The following is a 26,074-nucleotide window of genomic DNA, read 5'->3' as shown; positions in this document are numbered from 1 at the left end:
CCCCATGCTCAGCCGCGTCGCCGAATCGATCTATTGGATGAGCCGCTACATGGAGCGGGCCGAGAATGTCGCGCGCTTCATCGCGGTCAATCTGAATCTGAACCTCGACATGCCGGGCGCCGGCGAACAGCAGTGGCTGCCGCTGGTGATCACCACCGGCGACCACGAAGCATTTGCCAAGCAATACAAAACGGCGACCAAGCAAAACGTCATTCGGTTCCTGACGTTCGATCGTGAGAACCCCAACTCGATCATGTCGTGCGTCCGCTCGGCCCGCGAGAACGCCCGCGCCGTCCGCGAAAGCATCTCGTCGGAAATGTGGGAGCACATCAACCGCTTCTACCTGATGCTGCGGGAGAGTGGCGCCGAATCGGCGGCGTTCGAGGAATCGTACGATTTCTTCGATCAGATCCGCTTCTCCGGCCAGCAGTTCATGGGGATCACCGACGCGACAATGACCCACGGCGAGGGGTGGCACTTCTGCCGGCTCGCGCGGCTCATCGAGCGGGCCGACAAAACGTCGCGGATCCTCGACGTGAAATACTTCATCCTCTTGCCGAGCCCCGCCGACGTCGGGACGCCGTTTGACGACATCCAGTGGTCGGCGCTCCTCCGCTCCGCGAGTGCGCTCGAAATGTACCGCCAGCGGCATGGGCGACTCGAACCGGCTTCAGTCGTGCAGTTCCTGGTGCTCGATCGCGAGTTCCCGCGGGCGGTGCTTTACTGCCTGACCAAGGCGAACGAATCGCTACATGCGATCTCCGGTTCGGCGATCGGCGGCTTCGTCAACAAGCCGGAGCAGCAACTCGGCCAACTACGGGCGGAACTCGCCTACACGTCGTCGCAGCAAATTATCGAGCGCGGCCTCCACGAGTTCGTCGACGATTTGCAGAAGCGGCTCAACTCGGTTGGCGAGGGGATTTCCGATACATTCTTCGCGATGCGGACGATCGACGTGGCGATCCAACGGCAATCGCCGGTCACGCAATCGCAGTTCCAGTTGGCGACGTAGCAACGCGGCCTCCACGATTAGCACTCATTGAGTGAGATCGCTGGCTCACGAGGAGTCGGCGTGCGGCGGGGAACACTCGCTGCAACCAGGACGAGGAAGGAGACCTCTAGGCGGCTCAAGTTTCGGCAGTAGCGTCCCCGCGCGGCGGAGGCGATTCATACCCCGTACTACAAGGCAGCCCAGGTCATGGAATTGGAAATCTGGCACTCGACCAGGTACGAATTTTCGGAAGCGGTCTTCTTGGAGCCGCATGTGCTGCGGTTCCAGCCGCGAAGCGACGGGGCACAACTTCTGCAAGAGTTCTCGCTCGACATTGATCCGCAACCGGCGGGGATGTCGTCGGGCCTCGACTCGGCGGGGAACACGGTGACCCATCTCTGGTTCGACGGCGTTCATCGCTCGTTGACCATCACTTGCCGCGCGTCGGTTGAAACGTTGCGAGAAAATCCATTCGACTTCCTTCCCGATCATTGCCGCTCGCGGCTGCCGGTCTTCTACGCGGCAGAGTCGGACGCGCTGCGGCCGTATCTGCATCGCAACCCGCACGGACTCGGCGAGCCTTACCAAATCGCGATCTTCGCCTCGCGGATCCGCGATGCGGCGCGGGGCGAGTTGGTGCCGCTGCTCACCTCGCTCAACAACACCATCTTCGAACGCTTCGAGCGCGTCACCCGGCAAGAGCCGGGCGTCTGGTCTCCGGAGCGGACGTGGCGCGAGAAGCGCGGGGCTTGCCGCGATCTGGCGGCGCTCTTCGTCGACGTCTGCCGCTCGCTCGGCATCGCGGCGCGGTTCGTCAGCGGGTACGAGGAATCGGAACTCTATCGCGACGGGGGCGAACTGCACGCTTGGGCGGAAGCCTATATCCCTGGGGCCGGGTGGCGAGGGTACGATCCTTCGCGCGGGTTGGCGGTGGCCCAGAGTCATGTTGCCGTGGCTGCTGCGGCGACCGCTGCCGGGGCGGCGCCGGTGGTGGGCACCTACCGCGGCTCGGGCGTGACGGCTGAATTGGAAACGGAAGTCCGCGTTGAGCGGCGGGCGGAAGTCCTCGCGTAGCCCACCGCTTACTGGTACTTCCACAATCCCATCGCGGGGTCGCGGACGAAGAACACGCGCTCGCCGTCGGCCGTGTTATTCCAGCCGTCGGCGAGCTTCGTCACATCGTACCGCTGCGAGTATTCCGCCAGGTCACCGTACTCGTAGCAGGCTGCTTCGACCTCCGCCTTCGATAGCCCGCCGGGGCAATACGTCACGCGGAACCGCTTCTCGCTCGAACCGTGGATGAGATGCGCCGCCGCCGAGAGGTTGTCGCGCAGCTCGGCGTTCGCTTCGACCGCCGCCAGCACCTCGGGCGTCGTCATGTAGCCGTACTTGCGAATGAGGCGATCGATCTCGTGGTCTTCGCCGAACATCCGCACGCCGGGCGCCAAGATGATCAGCTCGCCGCCGTCGGCCATCGCCATCCGCGTGCGATAGATCGCCTTGTTGCCGAGCCACGTGCTGGGGAACTTTTCAGGGTCGAGGTAGACGACGCACTTTTGGAACGGCTCGGGCACGACGGTTACGTTCACCGCGAACGCCAAGTCGCACGCCCGCCAAAAACATTCGGGATCGTCGCCGACGAACAGCCCCCGCATCACCGACTTGCCGGCCGCGTTCGGCCCGATGACCGTCTGGATGTAAACGACGGGCAGGTCGCGGCAAAAATGCTCCTCGGCGTAGTTGAGGATCCGCCGCAACGGCGTGTCGCCGCGGCCCATCATCCGCTCCATGCCGTAGACGGCGCCAATGTAATGGCTCTCGTTGATTCCCTTCACGCCGCCGGCGCCGACGAACAGGTTTTTATTGTAGTTGGCCATGCCGATCACCTCGTGCGGCACCACCTGCCCGATCGACAGAATGAGATCGTGACCGCCGCGCGAGATGAGGCGATTGAGCTGCGCCGGCCACGGCTCGCTGTAGATTCCCTCGGTCGCCTGCGCGACGAACTCCGCCGGCACGTCGCCGACCGTCTCGACGTCGGTCCGCCAGTTGTGGTAGCGGAAGAGCTCGGCCGGAATTGTGGGGAACATCTTCATGCGATGCTTCTCCGACATTTCCTCGTGCGTGCCGAGCGCGGGGAGGACGTCGACGAGCCGCTCGCCGTAGTAGTCGTGAGCGATGCACGACAGCTCGCCGGCGCGGCTGGCAAACCGCGAGTAGTCGGGAGGCACGAGCAGCACCCGCTGCCGCACGCCGAGCCGGTCGAAGACTTCGCGCAGCGCCGCGCGGCACTCGTCGAGCGAGATTTCGGTGGTGGGCGATCCGAGGGCGAGGTAGAGCGACATGCGGCGATCCGGCGAATGACGAGCGGCGGTGAAACTCTTTAGTTTAGCGGAATGGGGTGGGGGCGGAATGTGGTGAAGTGAGCTGTGTGCGATTGAAAATGCGGAGAGTTGACCGCGGATCGCGCGAATTTGCGCGGATGGGGAATGATTGAGGAACCGGATTTCTCCTCGCGCTTCCCCCTAATCTATTGGCGCTAATTCGCGTCATTCGCGGGCCTCTCTAGCTGGCGGTCGATTTGTTCGTCATGTCGCATTGCTGTCGCTTTGTGTCGCGTTTTTCATTTTTGGCGACACTAAGCGAAAGTCGTTGCGACGGTTGAAGTTGCAGGCGGGGAATTGAGGCGACATGTGGGGAGACAGGCGACGCGAGGCAGTCGTCGAACTTGCGGCCGGCGTCGCATTGTGTCGTCGACTGCTTTTTGTCGCGTCATCGCGTTTTGGGCGACACAATTCGGAACGAGTTGTCGGGATTGGAGTTGCATTGTGGCGGCGAGTGGCACTCGGCAAACGGCTTCGCGGCATCTCGCGGCGTTAGCGCAGTTCGTGGACATACCTCCACCGTAGTGGAAGAAGCGGCCGAATCCTAGCCGCCACTTTCGGCCACCCCGCGGCGGAGGGGGAAGGAAGATTTGAAGGGGGGCATGCTGTCGCGCGAGAGCAGCGGCATGACGACCTTCGTTGGCGCCGGCTCGATCGTCACGTCGATGTCGAACGGGCCTGGCTGATAAACGACGCGCCACCGAGCGTAGTAACTCAGCTCCCATTCGTGCCGATTGCACCGTCCTGACAATTCGCAGCAAGCTGTTGCGGCTGGCGTGTCGTGCATGTACTCGGCAGACTCGAGGAACTCATCGTAGAACTCCGGATCTACGAGAAAGACAGGCACGCTGATATCCCCGGCGTCGTGACAGCTAACGACCACTTGCTGTCCAAGACCCGCGATGCACAACTCGGCAATGAAGAGCATGTCTCGCAAAATTCACCCTGCTGCAGTTCATGGAAGCGGCAGGCAGTGTGCATCGCGGACGACTCACTCGCAACTCCCACAAATAGGGTGTTAATAATGTATAGCCACCAGCCTGTCGATTTCGTCGACGTGGCGTGACGCGATCTGCAGCCAGTCGGAGGTATGTCGAGCGTTTTTTGCGTTTGGCTTGAGCTATCACCATCGAATTTTGGCGAGTACTGTGGGGATTGATTGCCGAAGTTGGAGTTATGTGGCGGATTCGGCGTGCTACTGGCGTGCCGCCAGCGGGAAGTGTGGCCAGATGCTCAGTTCGGCGCTGTGCTGCTGGTTGCTCTTCCTTCAAGCTGCTAACGAGCCGGTCGGCTACTATGCCGTACTGGCTCCTCCCACTGGCGGCAGTCCAGTAGTAATCGGCGAGTGGCACTCGGCAAACGGCTTCGCGGCATCTCGCGGCGTTAGCGCAGTTCGTGGACATACCTCCACCGTAGTGGAAGAAGCGGCCGAATCCTAGCCGCCACTTTCGGCCACCCCGCGGCGGAGGGGGGAGGAGGTTTCTGGAGCGGCCAGTCCTTTCGAGAACGTCGATAAGCAAGTTTCATTGACGTTGCTGCGATAGCTCGCGAACCATCGCTTTCTGGCAAGCTATATGACACTTGGCAACGATTCGAAGCGAACGCTCAATCTGCAGAGATGAGGATCACGCCAATGCATAACAGGGCGTCGCTGGAGTGCAGCGACGCCCTGTCCACGAAATCGGCTTGGTGAAAATGCCTTACGCAGGGCCGCGGCGGAAGAGGATGGCCGCTAAGGAGCAGATTGCGAGCATCGACGCCGTGTTAGGTTCGGGTACAGGCAATACGGGGAGGTCTGGCGCCGGCGCGAATTGCATTCCAGAGCCGATGACTCCGAGGATAAAGTCAACGTCATCTTGATCGGTATCGCCGTCGCCATTGACGTCGCCTTCCGCCCAGCCGGTTCCGGTCGCGTATCCGAGCGTCAGAATGGGCTCAAGGTCGCCATTGAAGCTCACTTTGCCGTCAAAGTTCAAATCGCCTTGCAGCGTGCCCAAAACCTCGGTGATGTAGAATACATAGTCGTCTTCATCGACAATGCCGTCGAAGGTTAGGTCGAAAGCAGCATTGTTGAGGCCGCTGCGCCACGCCGCAGTCAGCGAATCAATGTCGTCTGCAGTGATGCTGTCGTCGCTGCCGGCGAAGTCCAAGTCGGGAAGCGCCCGCACCCCTTTGTAGCCGATGTTGGCAGTTGCGGCGTTGACGTCGGACACGAATGACACGACGCCGTTGCCGTTAAAGTCTCCGCCAGCCCACCCGACGTTCGTCACGGTGACATTGTTGTACGCTGGCAGGACGTCGTCGGTGTACTCAACCTCCCCGTCTAAGTCACGATCGCCGAATTTCGTGCCCATTTCCTGTTCAAGGAATGCGGTGCGGTCGCTGGCATCGACGTCTCCGTCGCCGTCGATATCGAATCCCCAGTTAACTGGGCGAGTCGCATCGGCGGCGTAAGCTGCGATTTCCTTGTTCAGCAGATCGATGTCATCGTCGTCGTCAACGTAGTCGCCGGTCAGGTCTCCGCGATAAAGGTTAAGACCGCGCAGCCCTTCAGGTAGAGTCAGTCCTTCACGGCGAGCGATGGCAGTTCCGCGCGCTGCCATTATCGACGCGGGCGACTCATTACCGGACGAGGAGGAGCTGACTTGGCTCTTAATCGCCGCGATGCTAGCGGCGGTGAGCCTGTCGTATCCTTTGCCGCCGCCCAACGCGTTCGTAGCGCCGGACGATGCTGTATGCGTGCCGACCAACGCCGCTTTTCCGTTGATAATTCGAAAGCTCGGAGCCCCTGAATCACCGCCAGAGACGTGGGCTTCGTCCCAACCGAATCCTTTGGTTTTTCCGTTCGCGTTAGCGGAAGCTGCGTTGAAGAGGGCGTTGCCGTCGGCTAGGTCTACATAGCCGTCGCCCGTCACATCGCCATCAAAGTAGTCTTTGCCGGGCTGGCCTGGGTCGAAGCCGGATTCAAATGCATCCCAATCCCATTGGTCGATCAAGCCATCGCCGACTCCGTCGGGGCCCGTAAGATCTGCTCGGGTAGCGTTGAACGTGAACTTATACATGTTGTCATAGGTTCCGCCGGTTGTCGCCACGGTCAGATCTGAAGCGTCGATCGTGTTGCGACCGATGCGCTGCCGCAAGCTGTTATCGGCCACGCCCGCGGAAGCCGACTGGCCCATGAGGTAAATTTCCTGCCCGACGTAATCGCCGACATCCTCGATGTTGAGAATCGGGAACGGCTTGATCGTGTTGGGGACGGGCGAACTCAACTTTCCTAACCAGAGGTCGTCGCCAATCAGCCACCCATCGCTGATTGTGCGATCAACGCTGGTCGACGAACTATTGGTTGGATAGAAGCGCATCGTCGCCCCTGCCGCTTTCGTGCTCTGATTGACCGTGTGCGCGGCAGTTACGAAGAAGCTTTTCGAGATCATCGTCGCGAACCCTGGTCCCGGTACGGACGAGGAACTCGTGACGCGGCCGACGCCAGACCAATCGATGCCGTCGCCGATGAAGTCAGTTCCGCCGCCGAAACGATCGAATCGGTCGGGATCGACGCCGACGTTGACGCCGTGCACTTCGAGGTCTGCGCGGGCGACGCCGCCATGCAAGGCGGCGCCGAGAGCAAGCCACGCGATCACGCTAGTCTTTCTCATTGCAGTCTCCAGTCGTGTGAGAGTTATCGGTGTCGCCGCTCATTCTTAAGAGGATGACGGCATCGAACTTGACTTGCGGATACGGTAACATTTCTTGGCGACAAAAAACAAGTAACAGCATTGCTAAATATAAAAAAATAACGATCCTATTTTATTTATTACTCGGCTGCTCGCAGTGCTTGTGCCGCCGGCCTTCTCTCGCTGTATAAGTCGCAGTGGTTGCGACGGGCTGCGACGTGGCTCGCGAGATTGTCGGTCGGGGCGCTATTGTCGGGCATTGCCCGACGATCGCGTTGACGCTAGCCCAGCTGGGCTAGCGTCAACGCTGGCCTGTGGTGTATTTCGACGCGCTAATGTCTACTTAGCGAAAGGAGCAGAGGAATAAACGATCGCAAGGTTTCGCAGCGCGCTTGCAGCATCTAAGAGATTGCTGGCGCCTCGACTGAGGCGAGTGGGCGACGCGCCGACGCCTCAAAGGAAGAAAAAGTTGACGCTTAATCTCGAAATGCTTGTCTCTTGTGGCCGCGCTGCGCGGATAGCTGGCGTCAACTGGCCTGCCTGACCGATAGCGTATCGTCGCAGAGCGTCGACATGTGAAGTCGCTGGTTGATTTTGACCTTGGGTTCGCCATGCTCACGCCTTGAGGGGCGAGAGCATGGCACACAACCTAGCTCTTGCGGCTGCGTCAACCCAGGCTGCCCGGTGGTGCGACGCGATGCGTAGGCGCCGCCTGGTCGCTGAAGCGACTCAGGCCGAGGCGTACGCTGGTTCAGCGTGCTCATGCCTCAAGGGGACAAGCATGCCACCCGACGGCGGGGGCAGACACGGGGTCGGCGAGACTAGTTTGTCCTCGGCGTCATCGTTACTGTTAGGTTTTCGCCGTTCTGATCTCTGCGCGAGGCCCCGATGTTCGTACGTCGCGATATCCCCTGGTCCTGGACGTTTTATTACGCTTGGCCGAGCTTGTTTTATTTTGCGCTGGTGTCGAGCGGCGTCTATGTTTCGCGGACGCGCTTCAAAACGCTGGACCTCGAGATTCCGTTGGAGCCGGTGCTGATCATGGGCACCGCCTTGGCGATCTTTCTCGGGTTCAAGAACAACGAAGCCTACAGCCGGTGGTGGGAAGCTCGCTCGATTTGGGGGTTGGGAGTCAACTACAGCCGGGCCTGGGCGCGGCAAGTGATGACGCTGCTCAGCGCTGAACCGGGCGAGCGCGAGGAGTTGCAGGCGATGCGGCGGCGGCTCATCCGGCGGCAGATCGCCTTCATCTACGCACTTCGCGTGTACTTGCGCACCATCGAGTCATTCCCGCTGGAAGACACCGAAGAGGAGCCGGGCGAAGCGGGCCACGACTACGACCAGTGCCGAAAATTCATCAGCGACGAAGATTTTCGCGCGATGCGGCGGTCTGACAATCCGCCTGACGCACTTCTGCAGATTCAAGGGCAAGACTTGCGGGCGGCGCGCGATCGGAACTGGTTGAGCGACTACCTACTGGTGCAGCTCGACCAGACGCTCGTTGAGCTCAACCACGTGCAGGGTCGCTCCGAACGAATCAAGAAGACGCCCCTGCCCCGGCCGTACAGTTACTTCACGCGCGTCTTCGTGCGGATTCACGGGACGCTGCTGCCGTTTGCGATTAGCGCGGCGTTTGGTTGGATCATGATTCCGCTCTCGATGACCGTAAGCTTCGTGTTTTTATCGTTGGACCTAATTGGCTCGCGCACGGAAGATCCGTTCGAGAATCGCGTGGACGACGTGCCGCTGACCTCGTTGGCGCGGACGATCGAGCGGAATCTGGAGCAGGTGCTGGGTGAAAGCCCGTTGCCGCCAGTCATCCAGCCCGATCATGGGGTGCTGTACTAGCTGTGCGCTAGGTTGCGGGCCAGCAAATGAGTTCGAGTTCGGCGCCTGCTTCGGCGTCGGACTCGACGCGGGTCTTCGTCGCCTCCAGCGACATGACGATACCGTCTTGCCCTTTGGCTTTGCGGAGACCGTTTTGACGAGGGCGTCGCAAAATCGCTTCAGCAAGTTGTCTAAGTCGTTGCCGACCGGGTTCGTGGCGAACTTACTGGGAGGCAGCAGGAACGTGACGCGCATCAGGCAAGGGCGAATGACGAGCGGCAGGTCGGCTGTTTGGGCAACGACCGCCTTCGTCCAGGCCACGGCCGCACCGTTCTTGCCCACAAAGGTTTGGCTGTAGGGAACGCCAACGATTTTTCGGCGAATCGAGAGCATCGCGCGTCGCAGGAACAGGAGGCTGCGGGCGTACTGGAGAATAGTTACTGGAAAGTATAGGCCATAAAAAGAGTCGCTGTTTTTCGGGTAAATCACACCAAATGGGCGGATTGTCGAGCGTCGATGTCGCTTGATTCGGGACACGAGACTCGAAAGAAAAAAAAGCGTCGTACTCTCGCGGGGGCGAGAGTACGACGCTTTGATGAATATGCTGGGCGTTTGGTAGTGCGCGCCTGGTCGCTGAAGAGACTGAGGCCGAACTTTTGAGTGAGTGCTGCTGGAGTGCGTTCCTCGCACTACCAAGTGAAATCGATCCCGCTCGTGGCGCCTTGGTAGAACAGGCTGTTGAAGTCGATGTCGCGTAGCAGGCTCGGGTTGAGCAGGCTGCGGCTCGCGGCGTTGCCGGCGAGGGCGACGTTGTCCATCCACAGCATTTGGTAGCCGCCGCGGACGACGATGTGTTTCGTCAGACGGTAGCCGAGCGTGAGGTCGATCTCGCCGACGAAGGCGGTGGTGGTGTGGCCGTCGGCGAAGCCGCCGATGAAGTTGTTGCCTTGGTATTCGAAGATGCCGCCGTCGGCGACGTTGCCGTACATGCCGACCTTGGTTTCAGCGCTGGCGATCCAACGGTTCGTCGGGCGCGCGAGCGAGTAGTTGGCGCCGATTTGGGCGCCGTAAAGGCGGTTGTTGTATTCGTAGGTGCCGGTGGCGACGTTGCCGTTGATCTTATAGGACATTTCGTCCTTGAGCTCGACCCAGCGGAAGCCGCCGAGGATTGAGAGGCGGTCGTTCAGCGGACGGCGGAGGTTGATCTCGGTGCTGTCGAGCATCGTGAGATACTTGCCGTTGAAGCTCGTATTCGCGGGGCCGGTGAAGCCGGCGCCGATGAAGCCGCCGGGCGTCACGAATTGGTTCGTATCGGTCGAGTCGACGCCGAAGTAGCGGGCTTCGACGATCGTGCCGCTGGCGAAGCGGCGAGCGAGGCCGACGTCGACGCCGGCGTCGTAGTTGAACGAGAAATCGCTGGCACTGGAGAATAGCGTGCCGGCGGGGTTCGCGGCGACGACCGTGCCCGCATCGGGGCGGTCGCGTTTGAGGAACACGGCGCCGACGGAAGCGTACCACTTGGGGCCGCAGCCGCAGAGGTCGCCGCAATTCACATCGTCGGTGCAGTCGACGGCGGCGTCGCAGGCGAGACCGCTGTCGCATGTGGCGAGCGTCGGTTCGTCCGCGCTGGCGAGTTGGATCGCGTCGGCGACGAGCGGGTTCGTCAGCGTTACGTCTTGTGCGACGGCGGCGGCTGATTCATCCCACGCGGGGGCGTCGAGCGCCGCGTCGAGTGCGGGGCGAGCTTGAGCCGCGCCGATCATGCTCACGCCGAGAAAGAGCGCCGCAGCGCCACGCAACACCGTCGACATCCGCCACTCCGTTGATCGCTAGCCGTGTGCATTGGAAGCACGCGTGTGCGAGGCAGTCCGTACCTCGACTGGACGGAAAGATCGACAGATGCGGGAACGCGCGATGCACGATTCCGCATGGGGCGGAATAGACGTTACGCTCGGTTCGCTGGGAGCGAGCGGTAGAGTTTCGCGCACCGATAGAGTTGCATAGCGAGCGCGCAACTGCAACTAATAAATAAATGTTCTGGCCCCCTCCTCCTGGAGGGGAGGGCTGGGGAGGGGGAAGTGAACGCTGGTACCCGCTGCTTTCACCCCTCCCTAACCCTCCCCCTCAAGGGGAGGGGACCTCAAAGTTCACATTTATCGCTGCTCGCGCAGCCGTGCGCGCAGGCATGCGGGCGAACGGTTGCGGATCCAAGGAATCGCTCGCTACGACGCCGCGGGCCGTTGAATCAGCTTGTCGAGGATGCCGTTGATGAACTGCGGCGAGTTCGCGGTACCGTAGCGCTTGGCAAGTTCGACCGCTTCGTTAATCGCGACGCGGTGGGGCGTATCCGAGTAGCGGATTTCGTAGGCGCCGAGGCGGAGCAGGTTGCGGTCGGTGGCGGGCATGCGGCCGACCGACCAGTGCTCGGCCTTGTCGGCGAGGAGGGCGTCGAGTTCCGCCTGATTGCGTTTGACGCCGAGGACGAGCAGCTTGGCGAATTCGCGTTGCTCTTCTTCTTGCAGGCGCGCGGCGAGGAACACGCCGAGGTTACCCAGGGCGTTTTCGGGGTTCAGGTCTTCTTGAAAGAGGGCCTGGAGGGCGATTTCTCGGGCGCGGCTACGGCGGGACATGGCGGTGGGAATGCTTAAATGACGAATGAGCGAATGAGCGAATGACGAATGGCGGCGACGATGCGTAAGCTACCCGAATTTGGTCATTCGTCATTCGGGCTTCGTCATTCAGGAGTATTCTACGACGCTGGAAGGTTCTTGAGCAATCCAACCATGTGGAGGGCGGCCTCGGCGCACTCCTGGCCCTTGTGGCCGTGGGCTCCGCCGGCGCGGTCGACGGCTTGTTCCATCGATTCGCAGGTGAGGACGCCGAACAGAACGGGAATGTCGAATTGCAGCGAAATTTGGCTCATCGCGAGGCTCACGCCGCGGTTGATGTGCTGATCATGGGAGGTTTCACCGCGGACGACGACGCCGAGACAAATCACCGCCGCGTGCTCGCCCCCCTCGGCAAACCGCTGGGCGACGAGCGGCAACTCCCAAGAACCGGGGACCCACGCGACGTCGATGTGGTCGTCGGCGACGCCTGCGCCGCGGAGCGTGGCAACGGCGCCTTCGAGCAAGACGCCGGTGACCGACTGGTTCCACTGGGCGACGACGATCGCGTAGCGGTCGTGGGCGTCAGCAGGAGCGGGTTGGATTTCGTTAGGCATGAGTTTGGGATCGGTGATCGGGGATCCGTGATCGGAAGCAGTTTGCCTTTCAGCGGCTAATGACCACGGACAACTGACGATGGCTACACGGCTTCCGGCGGAGCGTAGTGAAACTCTTCCACAATCTGCCCGCCGATAAGGTGTTCTTGAATGATCCGCTCGAGCACCGCGACGGTGCAGGAGTGATACCAGACCCCCTCAGGGTAAACGACTGCGATCGGTCCGCGGGCGCAAACTTGCAGGCAGTTGGCCTTCGTGCGGAAGACGCCGCCGTCGCCGGTGAGCTTCAGTTCCTTCAGTCGGCGCTTCAGGTAATCCCACGACTCGAGGCTCGACTCCTTATCGATGCACTTCGGCTTCGTTTGGTCGGCGCAGAGAAACAGGTGACGCTGAATTTTGTCAGCGCCGACGGCGGTGAATTCGGACCAGGGAGTGGCGGAATCGTTCGGCATCAGTTCCAAAAAATAAAAAAGCGGAGAGCAGAAAGCGGAAGGCGGCGTCCTGCGGGGACACTCCGCTCTCGGCTTTCCACTCTCCGCTTTGAATGGCGGGCTAGTCCTTAATGCTCATCAAGAACTCGGCGTTCGAGCCGGTCTTGCGGAGCCGGGTGCCGAGCAGTTCCATCGCATCGGGGCCGTTCATCTCGTTGAGGACGCGACGCAGCAGGCTCACGCGGCGGTACTCTTCGGGATCCATCAGCATCTCTTCGCGGCGGGTGCCGCTCTTGGTGATGTCGATGGCGGGCCAAATGCGGCGGTCTACTAGGCGGCGATCGAGGACGATCTCCTGGTTGCCGGTCCCCTTGAACTCTTCGAAGATCACTTCGTCCATGCGGCTGCCGGTGTCGACGAGCGCCGTCGCGATGATGGTGAGCGAGCCCCCCTCTTCGACCTTACGAGCCGAGCCGAAGAACCGCTTCGGGCGCTGCATCGCATTGGCGTCGATGCCGCCGGAGAGCAGCTTGCCCGAACTGGGGCATTCGCTGTTCCAGGCACGGGCCAGGCGTGTGATCGAATCGAGGAAGATCACCACGTCGCGGCCGTACTCGACCATCCGCTTCGCCTTTTCGATCACCATTTCGGCGACCTGGACGTGGCGGGCGGAGGTTTCGTCGAAGGTGCTAGAAATGACCTCGCAATTGGGGCCCTTCACTTGGCGCTCCATGTCGGTCACTTCTTCCGGCCGCTCGTCGATCAACAGCATGATGACGTAAGCGTCGGGATAGTTGGCGAGGACCGACTTGGCCATCTTCTGCATGAGGACGGTCTTGCCGGCCCGCGGGGGACTGACGATGAGACCGCGCTGGCCGAAGCCGATGGGGACGATCATGTCGACCACCCGCATGCCGATTTCTTCCGGCGTCGTTTCCATGCGGATCCGCTCGTCGGGGTGAACCGGGGTTAGGTTATCGAACATGACCTTCTTGTTGACCATGTTCGGATCGAGGCCGTTGATCGACTCGACCCGTAGCAACGCGAAGTAGCGCTCGTTTTCCTTCGGCGGACGAATCGTGCCGGAGACCGTGGCGCCGGTGTGGAGACCGAAGCGGCGGATCTGGCTCGGCGAGACGTAGATGTCGTCCGGGCAGGAAAGGTAGTGGTAGTCGGGCGAGCGGAGGAAGCCGAAGCCGTCCGGGAGGATTTCGAGCGTCCCTTCGCCCGACATCATGCCGTTGAACTTCACCCGCGACTTGAGGATGCGGAAGATGAGGTCCTGCTTCTTCAGGCCGCTCGCTTCTTCGATGTTTTCTTCTTCCGCCATCTCGATGAGCTCGGGCATGCTCAATCGCTGAAGGGCGGCGATGTGGATGTTCGGATCGGGCTTGTCGGTCCGTTCGATGCTGCTGCCGACGCGGCGAACGCGCTCGGCGGCCTTGTCGAGTTCTTCGGCGAACGACAGCGGTTCTTCCTGCTCGAGCTCCGCCAAGCGTTGGCGATCGATCGGGGCCACGCCTTCGTCGTACGAACGACGTTGACGGGGGAAGGGCTGTTGGGGCCGACTGTACCGCGGCCCGCGGTTGCCGGTCTCTGCCATGGCTACAAACTCCTGAAATCGGAAAAGAGGGAGAGTCGTCGGCGCATGAAACGCGCCAACGGGAGGGATTGGTGCACGACGATACGACGCTGCAGTCCCGTGCCAGGACTACCGCGCAACACGCTACGAAACGGGAAACATTAGGAAGTCGTTCTCTGTCGAGCCTCGCCAGGAATCGGCGACGCTGGACTCAATGCCAAGGTAAAGGCGGGGACCTCGGCCAAACTCCGTACAAAAGCGACCTTTAGTATGGCAAGCGTCCGCAGTCAGGGGAAGCAGTTTGGTACAGATTTGCGGCTTTTACCAAGCTAGCGACGCCTAACCGCGGTCCAGAATCGGTCGACCTCGGCATCCAATTCCGACAGCGAGCCGTCGTTGCGGATGATGTGGGTCGACCAACCCTTCTTCTGCTCTATCGGCATTTGGGAGGCTTCTCTGCGAGCGAATTCTTCGGCCGACCAGCCACGATTTTGTTCGGCGCGGGCGAGTCGCTGCTCGCGGGGGGCGTCGACGAACGCGACCGCCTGGCAGACCTCGTTCCAGCCCGACTCGAGCAGCAGCGGAGCGTCGATGACCACGGCGGGCACGTCGGTGTCGGGGAGTTGGCGGATTTCGGCTTCGATTTGGGCCCGAATCAGGGGGTGGAGAAGCTCTTCGAGATGCTGGCGGTTGGCCTTCGCTGCGGGGGTATCGCCGAAGACGAGCTTCGCGATTGCGGGTCGTGAGAGCCCCCCTGCCCCGTCGAGGATGCCGGCGCCCCACAAGGCGACGAGTTCGTCGCGAACGGCGGAGCGCTGGAGAACCGCGTGGCCGATTCGGTCGGCGTCGAAGATGACGGCCCCGCGCTTGGCAAGCGCAGCAGCAACCGCTGACTTGCCGCTAGCGATGCCGCCGATAAGGCCGATGGTGAGCATCGAAGGTGTTGGGGTTCAGGTGTTGGGGTTCAGGTGTTGGGTTTCAGTGGTAGCGGACGCGGCAAAATCTCGTTTGTGGCGAGCGTCACTGCACTTGGTTGAGAGCCAGCTCAGCCATTGGAAATGTTTTGGCTCGCTCCCCCTGGAGGGGAGGGCTGGGGAGGGGGGAGTGAACGCTGGTACCCGCTGCTTTCACCCCTCCCTAACCCTCCCCCTCAAGGGGAGGGAACCTCACAGTTGAGTATGCTTGAGCATGCGACCGTTACTCGTTGAATTAGTTTGCCACGAGGGACCGTGAATCATTCTTCCCAGGCTTCGCATGCTGCCCAGTTGGGGCCGACTTTCACGTCGACCTTTAGTGGCACGGCGAGCTCGGCGACGGTCGACATTTCTTGCCGGACGAGCGCGGCGAGTTCCGCGGCAGCTTCGGGCGGCGTTTCGAATAGTAGTTCGTCGTGGATTTGCAGCAGCATCCGGCCGGGCAACTTTTCTTGCTTGAGGCGGTCTTGGATGCGGATCATCGCGACCTTGATGAGATCGGCGGCGGTTCCCTGGATGACGGCGTTCACCGCGGTTCGTTCGGGCACGTTGAGGAAGCGGAGGGCGCCCGACTTTTCGCGCAGCCCCGGCGGCACGGGGCGGACGCCGTCGATCGCGCGGCGGCGGTTGAACAGCGTGGTGACGTATCCTTGCTCGCGGCAGAGGGTGAGCGTGTCGATCAGGTAATCCATCACGCCCGGGTAGGTGGCGAAGTACTTCTCGATGAAGTCGGACGCCTCTTCCTTGGAGATGCCGAGTCCCTTCGCTAAGCCGAACGGGCTTTGGCCGTAGATGATGCCGAAGTTGACCGCCTTGGCGCCGCGACGCATTTCGTTGGTCACCTCGTCCATCGACACGCCGTTTACTTGGCTGGCGACGAGGCGATGGATGTCTTCGTCGTTTTCGAACGCCTGCCGCAGGCTGGGGTCGCCGCAGTAGTGGGCGAGGACGCGGAGCTCGATTTGCGAATAGTCGGCGGCGAGCAGCACCCAGCCCGGTTCTCCCGCTTTGAACGCCGAGCGGATTTCACGGCCTTCGCGGGTGCGGATGGGGATGTTTTGCAAGTTCGGGTTGCTGGAACTGAGCCGGCCGGTGGCGGCGACGACCTGGTTGAGCGAGGCGTGGACGCGGCCGGTGGCGGGATTCACCAGTTCCGGCAGGGCATCGATGTAGGTGCCGAGCAGTTTTGAGTATTGGCGGTACTCGACAATCTTGGCCGGCAGCGGGTGGAGCGGGGCAAGTTCTTCCAGCACACTGGCGTCGGTGCTCGCGCCGGTTTTCGTCTTTTTGATGACCGGCAGCTTCAGGTCGGTAAATAGCAGCTCGGCGAGCTGTTTGGGCGAGTCGATGTTCAGCGGCCGGCTGGCGAGTTCTTCGATCTCGATCTTTAGCTGCTGCAGCCGCTCGCCGTATTCGACGCTCAGTTCCTTCAGCCGAGCGACGTCGACGCTGACGCCGAGGTACTCGAGGTCGGCGAGGACATCGATCAGCGGGACTTCGATCGTTTCGTTGAGCTCGGCGAGGTTGTCCGCGGAGAGGCGGTCGACAAGGAGCGGCATCAGCCGCAGCGGCACGTCGGCGTCTTCGGCCGCATATTCGCCGACGGCGGCGACGGGGGCCTGATCCATGCGGAGCTGGTTCTTGCCCGAGCCGATGATCTCGCCGATGCGGATCGTTTCGTGACCGAGGTACTTGAGCGAGAGGTGGTCGAGGTTGTGCGTCCGCTCGCCCGAGTCGATCAGATAGTCGGCGACCATCGTGTCGAAGGCGACGCCGCGCAGTTCGATCCCAACCGTGCGGAGCACGATGATGTCGTACTTGATGTTCTGGCCGATCTTCGCGATCGCGGGGTTTTCGAAGATCGGTTTCAGGGCGGCGGCGGTCTCCGCAGGGTCGAGGACGCGGTCGCCCTCGGGGCCCCGCACCGGTACATAAAACGCCTGCCCTGGCCGCCACGCGAACGAATAACCGACGACCTCGGCGATTCGCGGCGAGATCGCGGTCGTTTCGGTGTCGATTGAGAGCTGCTCCTGCTGCTCCATCTGGCTGATGAGCACCGCGAGCGCTTCGGGGGTGTCGACGACCTGATAGTCGCCGTCCCAGTCGCTGACTGCGGGAATCAACTGGCCCGGCGTCTTCACGGTGTTCGCGCCGGCGACAGCCATCACCCGCTCGGCGAGGCCCCGGAAGCCGTAGTCGCGGAAGAGGTCGGCGAGCCGCGCTTCGTCGAAGCCGCCGATGCGGGCCGAGCTCCAGTCGATGGCAATCGGCACGTTCTTGTCGAGTTCGACCAGCTTGCGCGAGAGGAGCGCGGCTTCGCGATGCTCGATGAGGTTCTGGCTCCGCTTGCCGCCAAGTTCGCCGGCGTGATCGAGGACGTTTTCGAGCGAGCCGTACTTTTCGAGCAGTTCCTTGGCGATCTTCGGCCCGATGAGCGGGACGCCGGGGACGTTGTCGATTTTGTCGCCCACGAGTGACTGGAAGTCGACGACCTGTTCGGGGGCGATGCCCCAATCACCGTAGAGTTCGGTGGCGCCGTATTCGAGGTCTTTGCGGATGTTGTAGATCGCGGTTTGGCTGGTGAGGAGTTGCCGGCAGTCCTTATCGGCCGTAACGAGCAGGCAGCGGGCCCCCCCTTCTTCGCACAGGCGGGCAACGGTGGCCATCACGTCGTCGGCCTCGAAGCCGGGGTAGTCGACCACCGGGATGCCCATCGCCTGGACGACTTCGCGGATTTTCGGGATCTGAGCCGAGAGCGATTCGGGCATCTCGCTGCGGTCGGCTTTGTAGGAGTCGTACATTTCGTGACGAAATGTCGGCCCCGAGAGGTCAAACGCGCAGAGGAGAGCCGTCGGCTGCTTCCGCTCCATCAGCTGGACCAGATCGCGGGTGAAGCCATAGACGGCGCCGACCGGTTCGCCGCGGGGGCTGGTTAGCTCCGAGCCCGACATCGCGTGGAAGACCTGGAAAATCAGCGAGTAGGAGTCGACGACATAAATCGTCCAATCGCAGATGGCGAGAGGGCCGGCTGGCGTCGAATCCTCGGCTGGCGCGGCGGCGTGGTTTACCACCAACCCCGCAGCGGCGCGACTCGCTTTGGCGGCGGGCTGCGGTTCCGGTTCGTCCATGCCCGGGAACGTCGTTTGGCGAGCTCTTTTGGCCATTGTCGGCGATTTTCTCTGGGCCCGGCGAATCCCGGCCATAAAATAGTGATGGAGAGGCGAGAGGCTTGCTCAACCGGTTCGGCGGGGTCGCCACGGCCCTGGTCCAGCAGGTGTTTGACACACCCTAATCCCGCAATTAAGCTCGACTTACGGCGATTCTATCGCCCGAGGTCGCCGCGCGGAAGCGTTGGTCGAGTCGCCGCGTTGATCTTTTCCCACCGAGATCTTTTCCCGCCGACTCGTCGCTCCCGCCCGCTCGATTGTTTGAGAAGTTAGCGAGAGCGTTGTTAGAGAACAGAAGAAGTTAGCGCAGATTAAGCACACTGAGGTCGCCGCATGGCCGCGAAAGAGAATCAAGGTCTTCAAGCCGTCGTCATCGTCCTGACGATTTTCCTCCTGCTCTTTGTCGTGGGATTGGTGGTCGTCAACAATTGGCGAAAAACGGCGATCGCGGAACGCGATGCATCGCGAACCGAACTCAATGAGGCTAACTCCAAAGTTGCCAAGGCCGAAGCGGAAGCGGGCAACTACAAGAACTGGATTGGCTTCAAGGAAGACGCGCTCTTCGAATCGCTGCAGCCGCAATTCGACGAAGACATGAAGCGGTTCGGCATCGGCGACGACGAAGCCAGCAAGCACTACAAGACGATGCTGGAAAACGTCTTCGAAGAGAAGGAAAAGCTCGTCAAGAACGAAGTGAATACCAAGGCTGAGGTGAAGAGCCTCAAGGAGAAGCTGGTCGCTCTGGAAGCGGAGAAAGACGCCCGCGTGAAGGAGCATCTCGCCGCCTTAGAAAAAGCGAAGCAAGATCTTGCCGACGTCCAGGCGAAGTCGAAGCAGCAATACGACGAGATTAGTGCGAAGAACAACGCTATCGCGGCGAGCATGGAGAAGGATCGCGCGACGCACGCCGAGGCGATGTCGAAGCTCGAAGCCGAAAAATCGGCCGCAAAGAACGCGAGCGACAAGCAAGAGCGGATGATCTCGAAGCTTCAGGAAGGCTTGCCGAAGGTCGACGCCTTCGCCCAGCCGGCCGACGGCCGAATCACCTGGGTCAACCAGCGGCACGGCAAGGTGTGGATTGATCTCGGTTCGGACGACGGCCTGCGCCCGCAGGTGACGTTCAGCGTCGCCGGCGAAGGAAACGCCGACGCCGAGGCCGCCGCCAAGAAGGGGAGCATCGAGATCACCCGCATCATCGACGGCCACATGGCCGAGGCTCAGATCACATCCGACGATCCGAAGAATCCGATCCTCACGGGCGATCGCGTCTTCAGCCAGGTTTGGGATCGCGGCCGGACGGTTGGGTTCGCCATTGCCGGCGAGATTGATCTCGATAAAGACGGCAAGGACGACCTGCAGAAGCTGAAGAACATCATTGCCGCCAGCAACGGCCGGGTCGACGCGGCGATCGACGACGCGGGTAAACTTGAAGGCGACCTGAAGCTCGAAACTCGCTACCTCGTGCTGGGCGAATATCCCGACGGGACGCAGGCTCGCGATCAGGCGATCCGCGACACCTGGAATACGCTCAGCGAAGACGCAGGACGGCTGGGCATTGAGACGATTCCGCTCGATGAATTCATCAAGCTGATGGGCTGGCGCGTCGACAACCGCTCGGTCGTCATGGGCTACGGCTCGCGGGCGGAAGATTTCCCGCCTGAAAAACTCGGCGAGCAACTGCCGCGCAAGACGGTGCAGCCGGCGGGCGTGTTCAAGAAGCGGACTCCGACGCTGACGTACTAGGGCGTCGCGCGAGCTCGCGTTCGGGGAGCCGCGGCTCAACGAGCCGCCGGAGCGAGTTCCATTTCGCTGCGAAGCGCTACGCAATGATTTTACGAGCATTCGGCGGTTTGGCGAGCGTTTGCAGGGACGCTCCGGCCGGTCGTTGACCGGCGGCTGCAGTCGCGGTTACTTGCAGACGGCGTCGATGCTTTGCGTGAGGACGCTGACGAGCAGTTCTAACTCAGCGTCGCTGATCGAGAGCGGCGGCATCACGACGATCACGTCGCCCAGTGGCCGCAGCCAGACCCCCTGCCCCGTTGCTCGCTTGCAGACGTGGTAGCCGTGGCGTTCCTGGGGCGGGTAGAGCGCGCCTGTCGCGCGATCGGCGCACAGCTCGACGCCGACGATCGTGCCGAGTTGCCGAATGTCGCCGACATGCGGATGTTCTTGCAGCGGCGCGAGGGCGCGGGCCAGGCGTTCCGTGAGTCGCGGGACTGTTTCTTCCAGGACGCGTTCATCGCCGATGACGTCGAGCGTCGCGCAGGCCGCGGCCGCCGCCATCGGGTTGCCAGCGTACGTGTGGCCGTGATGGAACGTGCAGCCGGTGGTGTAATCGCCGAGAAACGCCGCGTAAACTTCGTCCGTGGCAATCGTCGCGGCAAGCGGCAGCGTGCCGGAGGTGATGCTTTTGCCGAGGCAGAGCATATCGGGCGTCACCCCCTCATGCTCGCAGGCGAACATCCGGCCGGTGCGGCAGAAGCCGGTGACGATTTCGTCGGCGATCAGCAGCACGTCGTACTTCTTGGTGAGCTCGCGAACGCCGCGGAGGTAACCCGGAGGTTGCATCACCATCCCGGCGGCGCCTTGTAGCAGCGGTTCGATCACCAGCGCTGCGATCTCGGCGTGATGCTGCTGGAGAATTGCCTCCAGCTTCGCCAAATGAAACGCCGCGTCGCCGGTGCGGGCGTCCGGCGGCGGCAATCGCAGCACGTCGAACAGCAGCGGCCGGTAGAGGGCGTGAAACCGCTCGATGCCGCCAACTGCGGTGCTGCCGAGGGTATCGCCGTGGTAGGCGCTATCGTAGGCGAGGTATTTCGTTTTGCCAGAGCGCGGCTGCGGGCATTGCAGCCAGTATTGGAAGGCGATCTTCAGCGCCGCCTCGACCGCACAGGCGCCGTCGCTGGCGTAGAAGACGCGGTTGAGGTCGCCGGGAGCGAGTTCCGCGAGCCGGCGAGAAAGTTCCACCGCGGGGACGTTCCCCATGCCAAGCGTCGTCGCGTGCGGCAGCCGGCCGAGCTGTTCGGCGACGGCCGCTTCGATCCGCGGATGTCGGTGCCCTAGTAGGTTGCACCACAAGCTGCTGACGCCATCGAGGTAACGGCGGCCATGGACGTCGACGAGCCAGCACCCTTCGGCCCGCTCGATGATCATCGACTCGTACTCGCTCATTTGCGTGAACGAGTGCCAGAAGTGGCGAAGATCCCAGTCAGTTAGTTCCGCCGCGGTTGCCATGGTGATCTGGAGTGTCAGTGGTCCGTAGTCAGTTGTCAGTTGCGAATACGGGGAGGGAGCGTAGGCGGGGAGCTTGAACGAGCGGCAGCAGCAACTGACGACTGACAACGGACCACTGACGTAGCGTCAGCTACCATTTAACCTGCACCGGCGTGCCGACGCGGACGCCGAGCATGATCTTCGCACTGTCCTCGACGATTGCCAATTCGAGGCAGTCGTTCGAGCCAATGAGCGCGATCAGCGTCATTGGGGGCTGATCGGCGTAGGCGTTGAAAATGCAGCGGGTTTCGTGCTCGTCGCAGAAGATGCCGACTGTCTCGTCGGTCGGGACGCCGGCGAGCATTTCGCGGGTGATGTCGGTGATCAGGTTGCCGAACGAGTCGATCGCCGTCACCTGGCCGTCGATGCGATTTGCCACTTTCACTGCTCCCGGCCAGACGAGTTCAACGAGCTGCGCAAAGGGCGGGCCCAGGTCGTCGGGATTTGCCCCGAGACTGAGATGCGCTGCCGCCGGCGCCATGATATCGCGACCGTGGAACGTCGGCGCCACGGGCTGCCGGAACCACCGCTCCTCGGTGATAGCACGTATCTTAGACGCGCCGAGCCGACTCGCCAACCGCGAGAACAGTCCGTTATCGGGGCCGATGTATCGCTGATCGCCGATCTCGGCGTAAACGAGCGCCCGGGCCGAGCCGACGCCCGGATCGACGACCGCAATATGCAGCGATCCGCTCAGATATAGCGGGGTGATTTCGTCGAGAATGATCGCCCCGCCGCGGACGTCTTGCGGAGCGATGGCGTGCGTGACGTCGACGATTTGCATCGCGGGGTTGATGGAGAGGATGACGCCCTTCATCGCGGCGATGTAAGGGCTCCCCTCGCCGAAGTCGGTCGTGAGCGTGATGACGGGGATGGGGGGCATCGAATTATTTTTTCAGCAAGTTTTCTGTGGGAGGCGTCTCCGACGCCGATGCCGGTCACCACTGCCAGCGATTCTGGCAGCGCAACGCCGCTTCGGGGTCAGAGACCCCTCCCACAGGCTTTTCGCACGGCGCGCATATTCTATCTCATGCGTTAGCCGCCGGGGGCCATGCTGCCGAGCGTCATGTGAATCTGCTGCTCGACCATGCTGCGGTATTTACCCCCTTGGGCCATCAGTTCTGCATGCGTGCCAGTCTGGCTGATGCGGCCCCCTTCGACCACGACGATGAGGTCGGCGCCGGCGATCGTGCTGAGGCGGTGGGCGATGACGAAACTTGTGCGGCCTTGCATGAGCGTCGCCAGGCTTTGCTGGATAAGTTGCTCGCTGTCGGTGTCGAGGTTGCTTGTCGCTTCGTCGAGAATCAGCAGTTTCGGATCGGCGAGGACGGCCCGTGCGATCGCGAGGCGTTGCCGCTGCCCGCCACTGAGGCGGACGCCGCGTTCGCCGATGACGGTTTGCAGTCCGTCGGGGAGCCGGTCGATGAACTCGGCGGCGTTAGCCGTTTCGGCGGCGGCGCGAATCTCGCCCTCTGTTGCGTCGCGGCGGGAGTAAGAGATGTTGGCGGCAATCGTCCCGTCGAACAGAAACACGTCCTGTTCAACAATGCCGAGGATCGCGCGGAACGATTCGACGTCGTAGTCGCGGAGGTCGCGGCCATCGAGCAGCACGCGGCCGGCGGTGGGATCGTAGAACCGCGCCACCAGATTGCTGAGCGTCGTTTTGCCGGCGCCGCTGGGGCCGACGAGCGCGACCGTTTGCCCCGCCTGCACTTTCAGGTTCACGTCGCTGAGCGCCGGCGCTTCGCCGCCGGGATAGGCAAAGGTGACGTTGTCGAACTCGATGGCGCCGGCAATCGCGCGGTGATCGACTTTGATCGAGTTCGGCGAAGCGGGCATCTCGCGGGCTTCGTCGAGCAGGTCGAGCACTCGATCAAGGCCGCTGAGGCTGTTCTGAAATTGCGTAGCGCTGGAAACCAACGTGGCGAGCGGTTCGAGCAGCATCAGGAGGTAGACGAGGAACATCATCAGGTCGCCGACGGTGATTTGCCCGGCGAGGACCTGCCAACCGCCGTAAAACAGCAGCGCCGCGCTCGCGATGGGAATGAGCGCTTCCCACACCATCTCGATGCCGCGCATCCACCACCAGGCGTAAAGTTCCTGCCGCGCCATGAGGTTGTTGTCGGTGACGAAGCGGGCCGTCTCACGACGCTGCCGGCTAAACGCTCGCACGACGCGCATGCCGGCAAACGATTCGGCGGCGCCGGCGTCGATTTGCTCGCGTTGCTTGCGAATGACGCGGAACTGCGGCCGGATGTTGCTAATCCAGGCCCGGTGCGTGAAGAACACGACGGGCAGCAAGATGACGGCGCCGGTGAGCAGCTTCCAATCGACCCAAGCCAGAATCGCGAGGCTGCCGACGAGCTGGATGACCGCTCGCCAGGGGTTGAAGATCATGCCGAACATCAACTCGCCGACGGCGCCGCCGTCTTCGCGCAAGATCGACGCGACGCCGCCCGAGCGAATTTGCTGCACGCGATGGAGCGGCAATCGCACGGCATGTTCGAAGACGCGCTGCCGGACATTGAGTTGAATTTGCTTTGAGATCTTCGTCGCGTACCACCGGCCCCACAGGTAGATGACGATTTTTACGAGGGACACGATGACCACCGCGACCACGGTTGCTAACAGCAGCCGGTGCGGATCAGCGAGTTGCGGGAAGCGGCTGCGCCACGGCTCGGGAAGCGTCCGGCCGCTGAGGCCGTAGTCGATGATGAACTTCGTGCCGGCGGGGGGGAGCAGGCCGATGAGCGTGGCGATCGTTGCCGAGGCGAGGATCCAGAAAACCTGCAGGCGGAAGGGGCGTAGCAGGCGAATGAATGCCCACGCCAGTTGCCGCGCCGAGCGGACGCGCCCTTTTTCCTCGCGATTGCGTCCTTCGCCGTGTGGGCCGCCCCCTTTCGGCAGTTGCTTCGTCCGCACCAACTCGCGGTAGTGATCGAACCGCGTGCGGCTCGTGGCGGTGTTCGGCGGCGGCGAGTCAGACGCCGAATCATGTGAAGGGGGCGATGGCATACGCTCTCCGGATCGCCCAAGGTGCTAGGCTGGTCTATCAACGCGGCGGGGCAGTCGATCGGCATCGTGGCCGATCGCGAGGGCTCACTCCTTCCCGAGACAGTAGAGCATTTCCTGCGGTTCGCCGTCGACTTGCTCGACGACGCGCATGTAAATTCGGCTGCCGCAAATCGTGGGGCTCGCCAGCGCCAAGTCGCCGAGCTTATTGACGGCGATTTCTTCGTACTTCTTGGTGTTTGCCCGGAAGACAAACGTCTCGCCCTTTTCGCTGGTCGCGTAAATCACGTCTCCCACGAGCACGGGTGAAGCGCTGAACTCGCCGCCGAGCCGTTTCTTCCAGGCCTGATCGCCGGTGGCGCTCTCCCAGCAAGTGGCGACGCCCGCATCGAGGACGCCGAACAGGTAACCGTCGCGCTCGATGAGCGAGGGGACGTACACGCGGTCACGCGTTTCCCAAGCGAGCTCGCCCGAGCCGTCGGCCGCAACGCCGGCGAGATGATTCTTCGGATAGCCGCCGCTGCAAAAGACGCGCTCGCCATCGGTGACGGTCGAGGTGACGCACTCGATCGTGGCGCCGGGGACTTCCCACAGCACGTTGCCGGTCAGCGGATCAAAGCTGGAGAAGAGGCCGCAACCCGTAAGAAAGAGCTGGTCCTTGCCGGCGGCGTGCAAAATGATCGGCGAGGTATAGTTCGGTTCTTGCGGGCGATCGTGCTTCCACACGACTTTCCCCGACTTGCGATCAAGCGCGGCGAGAACCCCGCCGGCGTGGCTGTCGGCTGAGGCGATGACCAGCGATTGGTAGATCGCCGGCGAGGCGCCGAAACCCTGGTGAATCTTGTAATCGCAGATCTTTTCTTGCCAGCGCCGCTCTCCGTCGAGGGCGAGCGCCGTCACGAATACGGCGTCGCTGTTGGCGAAGCAGATGAAGAGGCTTTCGCCATCGCAGGCGACGGTGCCTGATGCGGCCGACGACTTTTCGTTCTTGCGCATCAAGCCGCCGCGATGGCAGACTGTCTCCCATAACTGCTTACCGGTCGTGCGATCGAAGCAGACGATCGATTGGGTTTCTGCTTCTTCGTCGGCCGTGGCGAGGTAGACGTGGTCGCCGAAAACAGTTGGCGAACTATGCCCGCGGCCGGGGACGGGGGTCTTCCAAACAACGTTTTCCGTGGCACTCCACTCGGTCGGCGGCGTTTGGTCGGGATTGGCGACGCCGTTGCGGCTCGGGCCGCGCCACCAGGGCCAGTCGGCGGCGTCGACGGTGATGCCGTCGTTGACTGGCTCAGCGACGGCCAGTGGCGCGGAGATGACGACGATCAAAGAGAGGATACGAAAGAGGGAAGGCACGATAGCTCACCTGTTGTGGAACGAGTGGGTTTGCATGGAGCCGTAGCAACCCATGATCGACATTCTGCGGCCGGAGTAAACCTCTGCTGGGAACGAACGTTACGGTCAGCGGCGAGTGCTCAATGCCTCAAACGAAATTAGAAGCCACCGGCTCTGCCGGCGGACGGAGCACTGGGCACGTCG

At 62.1% G+C, this 26,074-nt stretch carries 19 protein-coding genes; 4 read left to right on the top strand and 15 right to left on the bottom strand.

The features are described from left to right. Positions 1–4: 4 nt before the first annotated feature. Both PLANPX_RS14010 and PLANPX_RS14005 read left to right on the top strand, forming a co-directional pair. Positions 5–1,012, top strand: a complete 1,008-nt coding sequence (locus PLANPX_RS14010) for an alpha-E domain-containing protein (RefSeq protein ID WP_152099336.1) — start codon at positions 5–7, stop codon at positions 1,010–1,012. A gap of 186 nt (positions 1,013–1,198) precedes the next feature. Further along, on the top strand, positions 1,199–2,065 hold the full coding sequence (locus tag PLANPX_RS14005; protein WP_152099335.1) for a transglutaminase family protein: 867 nt from the start codon (positions 1,199–1,201) through the stop codon (positions 2,063–2,065). 8 nt (positions 2,066–2,073) lie between these two features. On the opposite strand, the gene PLANPX_RS14000 is transcribed toward PLANPX_RS14005, so the two are convergent. The 3 genes from PLANPX_RS14000 to PLANPX_RS13990 all read right to left on the bottom strand — a co-directional run bounded on the left by PLANPX_RS14000 (position 2,074) and on the right by PLANPX_RS13990 (position 7,031). Next, complete coding sequence (locus PLANPX_RS14000; RefSeq protein ID WP_152099334.1) at positions 2,074–3,336, bottom strand: D-mannonate epimerase; 1,263 nt, start codon at positions 3,334–3,336, stop codon at positions 2,074–2,076. Between the two features lie 583 nt (positions 3,337–3,919). Further along, positions 3,920–4,222, bottom strand: coding sequence for a hypothetical protein (locus tag PLANPX_RS13995; protein WP_152099333.1), 303 nt, complete (start codon positions 4,220–4,222; stop codon positions 3,920–3,922). A gap of 853 nt (positions 4,223–5,075) precedes the next feature. Continuing rightward, positions 5,076–7,031: a hypothetical protein gene (locus tag PLANPX_RS13990; protein WP_152099332.1), complete on the bottom strand. Its 1,956-nt coding sequence runs from the start codon at positions 7,029–7,031 to the stop codon at positions 5,076–5,078. Between the two features lie 906 nt (positions 7,032–7,937). Between PLANPX_RS13990 and PLANPX_RS13985 the strand changes: the two genes are divergently transcribed. Beyond that, positions 7,938–8,897, top strand: coding sequence for a bestrophin family protein (locus tag PLANPX_RS13985; RefSeq protein WP_152099331.1), 960 nt, complete (start codon positions 7,938–7,940; stop codon positions 8,895–8,897). A gap of 7 nt (positions 8,898–8,904) precedes the next feature. Here the strand turns inward: PLANPX_RS13985 and PLANPX_RS27365 are convergent, their stop codons facing one another. From PLANPX_RS27365 to polA, 8 genes are all read right to left on the bottom strand, one after another. Next, positions 8,905–9,048 carry a hypothetical protein gene (locus PLANPX_RS27365; protein WP_172992061.1) on the bottom strand — a complete coding sequence of 48 codons (144 nt, stop codon included), beginning with the start codon at positions 9,046–9,048 and terminating at the stop codon, positions 8,905–8,907. 517 nt (positions 9,049–9,565) lie between these two features. After that, positions 9,566–10,687: a BBP7 family outer membrane beta-barrel protein gene (locus PLANPX_RS13980; protein WP_152099330.1), complete on the bottom strand. Its 1,122-nt coding sequence runs from the start codon at positions 10,685–10,687 to the stop codon at positions 9,566–9,568. 411 nt (positions 10,688–11,098) lie between these two features. Beyond that, positions 11,099–11,506, bottom strand: a complete 408-nt coding sequence (gene nusB, locus PLANPX_RS13975; protein WP_152099329.1) for a transcription antitermination factor NusB — start codon at positions 11,504–11,506, stop codon at positions 11,099–11,101. Between the two features lie 119 nt (positions 11,507–11,625). Continuing rightward, entirely contained in the window at positions 11,626–12,099 is a 474-nt protein-coding gene (gene ribH / locus PLANPX_RS13970; protein ID WP_152099328.1) for a 6,7-dimethyl-8-ribityllumazine synthase, read from the bottom strand. Positions 12,100–12,182: 83 nt separating this feature from the next. Further along, positions 12,183–12,551, bottom strand: coding sequence for a (2Fe-2S) ferredoxin domain-containing protein (locus tag PLANPX_RS13965; protein WP_152099327.1), 369 nt, complete (start codon positions 12,549–12,551; stop codon positions 12,183–12,185). Positions 12,552–12,651: 100 nt separating this feature from the next. Continuing rightward, positions 12,652–14,133: a transcription termination factor Rho gene (gene rho / locus PLANPX_RS13960; protein ID WP_152099326.1), complete on the bottom strand. Its 1,482-nt coding sequence runs from the start codon at positions 14,131–14,133 to the stop codon at positions 12,652–12,654. A gap of 308 nt (positions 14,134–14,441) precedes the next feature. Further along, positions 14,442–15,047 carry a dephospho-CoA kinase gene (gene coaE / locus PLANPX_RS13955; protein ID WP_152099325.1) on the bottom strand — a complete coding sequence of 202 codons (606 nt, stop codon included), beginning with the start codon at positions 15,045–15,047 and terminating at the stop codon, positions 14,442–14,444. 299 nt (positions 15,048–15,346) lie between these two features. After that, a complete protein-coding gene (gene polA / locus PLANPX_RS13950) occupies positions 15,347–18,250 on the bottom strand; it encodes a DNA polymerase I (RefSeq protein ID WP_232536115.1) in 2,904 nt (967 codons plus the stop codon). A 336-nt stretch (positions 18,251–18,586) separates the two neighbouring features. On the opposite strand from polA, the gene PLANPX_RS13945 reads away from it, so the two are divergent. Then, a complete protein-coding gene (locus PLANPX_RS13945; RefSeq protein WP_152099324.1) occupies positions 18,587–19,996 on the top strand; it encodes a hypothetical protein in 1,410 nt (469 codons plus the stop codon). 165 nt (positions 19,997–20,161) lie between these two features. Here PLANPX_RS13945 and bioA read toward each other — a convergent pair whose 3' ends face one another. From bioA to PLANPX_RS13925, 4 genes are all read right to left on the bottom strand, one after another. Beyond that, the gene (gene bioA, locus PLANPX_RS13940) at positions 20,162–21,487 is read right to left on the bottom strand and encodes an adenosylmethionine--8-amino-7-oxononanoate transaminase (RefSeq protein WP_152099323.1); all 1,326 of its coding nucleotides are present in this window, start codon (positions 21,485–21,487) and stop codon (positions 20,162–20,164) included. A 130-nt stretch (positions 21,488–21,617) separates the two neighbouring features. Further along, the gene (locus PLANPX_RS13935) at positions 21,618–22,409 is read right to left on the bottom strand and encodes an SAM hydrolase/SAM-dependent halogenase family protein (RefSeq protein WP_152099322.1); all 792 of its coding nucleotides are present in this window, start codon (positions 22,407–22,409) and stop codon (positions 21,618–21,620) included. A gap of 152 nt (positions 22,410–22,561) precedes the next feature. Next, complete coding sequence (locus PLANPX_RS13930; protein ID WP_152099321.1) at positions 22,562–24,541, bottom strand: ABC transporter ATP-binding protein; 1,980 nt, start codon at positions 24,539–24,541, stop codon at positions 22,562–22,564. An 84-nt stretch (positions 24,542–24,625) separates the two neighbouring features. Beyond that, positions 24,626–25,891, bottom strand: a complete 1,266-nt coding sequence (locus PLANPX_RS13925) for a PQQ-binding-like beta-propeller repeat protein (protein WP_152099320.1) — start codon at positions 25,889–25,891, stop codon at positions 24,626–24,628. Positions 25,892–26,074: the final 183 nt, after the last annotated feature.

This window comes from Lacipirellula parvula (assembly GCF_009177095.1).
GTDB lineage: Bacteria > Planctomycetota > Planctomycetia > Pirellulales > Lacipirellulaceae > Lacipirellula > Lacipirellula parvula.
The sequence above is the reverse complement of the archived record's forward strand: the minus strand, read 5'-3'. Positions and strand labels throughout refer to the sequence as shown.

Excerpts from the sequence above, each read along its gene's own strand:
- PLANPX_RS14010 (WP_152099336.1), top strand. The coding sequence starts at position 5 with ATGCTCAGCCGCGTCGCCGAATCGATCTATTGGATGAGCCGCTACATG.
- PLANPX_RS14005 (WP_152099335.1), top strand. The coding sequence starts at position 1,199 with ATGGAATTGGAAATCTGGCACTCGACCAGGTACGAATTTTCGGAAGCG.
- PLANPX_RS14000 (WP_152099334.1), bottom strand. The coding sequence starts at position 3,336 with ATGTCGCTCTACCTCGCCCTCGGATCGCCCACCACCGAAATCTCGCTC.
- PLANPX_RS13990 (WP_152099332.1), bottom strand. The coding sequence starts at position 7,031 with ATGAGAAAGACTAGCGTGATCGCGTGGCTTGCTCTCGGCGCCGCCTTG.
- PLANPX_RS13985 (WP_152099331.1), top strand. The coding sequence starts at position 7,938 with ATGTTCGTACGTCGCGATATCCCCTGGTCCTGGACGTTTTATTACGCT.
- PLANPX_RS13980 (WP_152099330.1), bottom strand. The coding sequence starts at position 10,687 with ATGTCGACGGTGTTGCGTGGCGCTGCGGCGCTCTTTCTCGGCGTGAGC.
- nusB (WP_152099329.1), bottom strand. The coding sequence starts at position 11,506 with ATGTCCCGCCGTAGCCGCGCCCGAGAAATCGCCCTCCAGGCCCTCTTT.
- ribH (WP_152099328.1), bottom strand. The coding sequence starts at position 12,099 with ATGCCTAACGAAATCCAACCCGCTCCTGCTGACGCCCACGACCGCTAC.
- PLANPX_RS13965 (WP_152099327.1), bottom strand. The coding sequence starts at position 12,551 with ATGCCGAACGATTCCGCCACTCCCTGGTCCGAATTCACCGCCGTCGGC.
- rho (WP_152099326.1), bottom strand. The coding sequence starts at position 14,133 with ATGGCAGAGACCGGCAACCGCGGGCCGCGGTACAGTCGGCCCCAACAG.
- coaE (WP_152099325.1), bottom strand. The coding sequence starts at position 15,047 with ATGCTCACCATCGGCCTTATCGGCGGCATCGCTAGCGGCAAGTCAGCG.
- polA (WP_232536115.1), bottom strand. The coding sequence starts at position 18,250 with ATGGCCAAAAGAGCTCGCCAAACGACGTTCCCGGGCATGGACGAACCG.
- PLANPX_RS13945 (WP_152099324.1), top strand. The coding sequence starts at position 18,587 with ATGGCCGCGAAAGAGAATCAAGGTCTTCAAGCCGTCGTCATCGTCCTG.
- bioA (WP_152099323.1), bottom strand. The coding sequence starts at position 21,487 with ATGGCAACCGCGGCGGAACTAACTGACTGGGATCTTCGCCACTTCTGG.
- PLANPX_RS13935 (WP_152099322.1), bottom strand. The coding sequence starts at position 22,409 with ATGCCCCCCATCCCCGTCATCACGCTCACGACCGACTTCGGCGAGGGG.
- PLANPX_RS13930 (WP_152099321.1), bottom strand. The coding sequence starts at position 24,541 with ATGCCATCGCCCCCTTCACATGATTCGGCGTCTGACTCGCCGCCGCCG.